The 2,351-nt window shown below is 57.3% G+C and carries 2 tRNA genes and 2 pseudogenes; all 4 read left to right on the forward strand.

Annotated elements, in window-relative coordinates:
- Nucleotides 1–1,364: pseudogene (locus I5W_RS04090) on the forward strand (RelA/SpoT family protein); the annotation flags it as partial.
- Nucleotides 1,365–1,505: 141 nt separating this feature from the next.
- Nucleotides 1,506–1,582 (forward strand) — tRNA-Val (locus I5W_RS04095).
- Nucleotides 1,583–1,685: 103 nt separating this feature from the next.
- Nucleotides 1,686–1,762, forward strand: a tRNA-Val gene (locus tag I5W_RS04100).
- Nucleotides 1,763–2,082: 320 nt separating this feature from the next.
- A pseudogene (locus tag I5W_RS33110) lies at nucleotides 2,083–2,351 on the forward strand (response regulator); the annotation flags it as partial.

Here is a 2,351-nt window from a genome sequence, read left to right on the forward strand (position 1 = left end):
GCGGTGCTGGGCATCGTGCACACATCTGGACGCCGATTCCCGAAGAGTTCGACGACTATATCTCGCGCCCCAAGCAGAACGGCTATCAGTCGCTGCACACGGTGGTGATGGCCGAGGATGGTCGGGCGCTGGAAGTGCAGATTCGTACGCACGAGATGCATCACTTCGCCGAATACGGCGTGGCGGCGCACTGGCGCTACAAGGAGAGTGGCGGCTCGAATTTCTCGGCGCAGAAATATGACGAAAAGATCGCCTGGCTGCGCCAGTTGCTGGCCTGGAAGAACGAAGTCACCGACGCCGTGGTGGACCAGGAAGAAGTGCGGCGCGACTGGGTGCAAAAGCTCAAGTCGGCCACCCTGGACGAACGCATCTATGTGCTCACGCCCCAGGCGCGCGTGATCGAATTGCCCAGTGGCGCCACTCCCATCGACTTTGCCTATCACCTGCACAGCGATGTCGGCCACCGCTGCCGTGGCGCGCGTGTGGATGGGGTGATGGTGCCGTTGAATACCACGCTCAAGAATGGCCAGACGGTGGAGATCATCACCGCCAAGAGTGGCCCTGGGGTGGGGCCGTCGCGCGACTGGTTGAGCCCTGACTATGCAGCCAGTTCGCGTACCCGTTCCAAGATCCGCGCCTGGTTCAATGCCATCGAGCAGCAGGAAACCCTGTCGGTAGGGCGTGGCTTGCTGGAAAAGACCTTGCAGCGCGAGGGCAAGACCGCCGTCAACCTGGAAGAACTGGCGCAGAAGCTGGGCTTTGCCCAGGTGGATGACCTGTGCCTGTCGCTGGCCAAGGAAGAGTTCAGCCTGCGTCATGTCGAGCAGGCCTTGCATGAAGGCCAGAAAAAGAAACCCGAGATCGATGATGAAGCGCTGATCACCCGCAAGAGCCGGGCCTCCAGCATCGTGCAGGGTGCCAAGTCGGGCGTGCTGGTGGTCGGCACCGATGGCTTGCTGACGCAACTGGCGCGCTGCTGCAAGCCGGCGCCGCCGGATGTGATCGCTGGCTTCGTCACGCGCGGCAAGGGCGTTTCCATCCATCGCGTGAACTGCAAGAACTTCGCCGAGATGAGCTCGCACGCGCCCGAGCGGGTGATCCAGACCACCTGGGGCGCACCGGCACGCGATACCGTCTATCCGGTCGATATCTTCGTGCTGGCCAGCGATCGCCAGGGTTTGCTGCGCGATATCTCCGATATCTTCCTGCGCGACAAGATCAATGTGATCGGGGTGAGTACGCAAAGCGTGAAGGGTCATGCGCGCATGGCTTTCACCGCTGAGATCGGTTCGACCGAGCAGTTGCAGAAGGCCTTGACGGTGATCCGCGAAGTGAAGGGGGTGATCGAGGCCAAGCGGCAATAAGTGGCAATGCTTAGCAATAAGCAGGAGGGTAGGGGGCTGGTTTCTTGGTGAAATGCGGTAAATATTTTTACTTTTTCATCATTTTCATCATTTACCCCTTGGCAAATTTTGAAAAGCCTCCTATACTCTCGCTTCTTCGTTAGGCGCGTAGCTCAGCTGGTTAGAGCACTACCTTGACATGGTAGGGGTCGTTGGTTCGAGTCCAATCGTGCCTACCAATTCTTCTGGTTCCCGTGCGGGATGGTCGAGTTGGAGCGAAGTGATGAAAAGGAGGCGCGTTCTCGGCTTCCTTTTTTGTTTTAGGTATCTGCATTCTTCAATAGGCGCGTAGCTCAGCTGGTTAGAGCACTACCTTGACATGGTAGGGGTCGTTGGTTCGAGTCCAATCGTGCCTACCAATTCTTCTGTTCCCTGGGTGGATAGGCGGGTTGGGTGAAGAAAGTGAAGAAAAATTCAAAAGGAAGCGCGTTGGCGGCTTCCTTTTTTGTTTTTTGGCGCGATTCTTCCATCCTCCTGTTTCCCGGTTGACGATCCCTGTGCCCCTTGCTGCGGCGGCTACTCCTTTGTTTCCGGTCAATGTTGGTCAGGAAAATAGAGTTTTGAGAGAGCACATGGGGCAAATGTTTCGCGAGGGCATCTCAAAATGCTTTACACTTGCGACGAATTTTTTGCGGGTACGCCCGTCCAACTTCCATTTCACGGTTGAGCGATTTTTCCTATGGCGGCAGATGATCAGTATTTCCTCGTGGTTGATGACTTTTCGACGATGCGTCGTATTGTCAGCGGCCTGCTCAAGGAACTCGAATACACCAAGATGGTGGAGGCTGATGACGGGTTCCACGGCCATGAAGATCCTGGAAGCGGGTGCGGTGCCGATCACCTTCGTGTTGACCGACTGGAACATGCCGGTCATGGATGGGCTGGCCTTGCTGAAGAAGATCCCGTCCACGCCCTCGCTGGCGCACTTGCCGGTGCTGATGATCACGG

Source organism: Herbaspirillum sp. B65 (assembly GCF_000333555.1).
GTDB classification, from domain to species: Bacteria; Pseudomonadota; Gammaproteobacteria; order Burkholderiales; family Burkholderiaceae_D; genus Herbaspirillum; species Herbaspirillum rubrisubalbicans.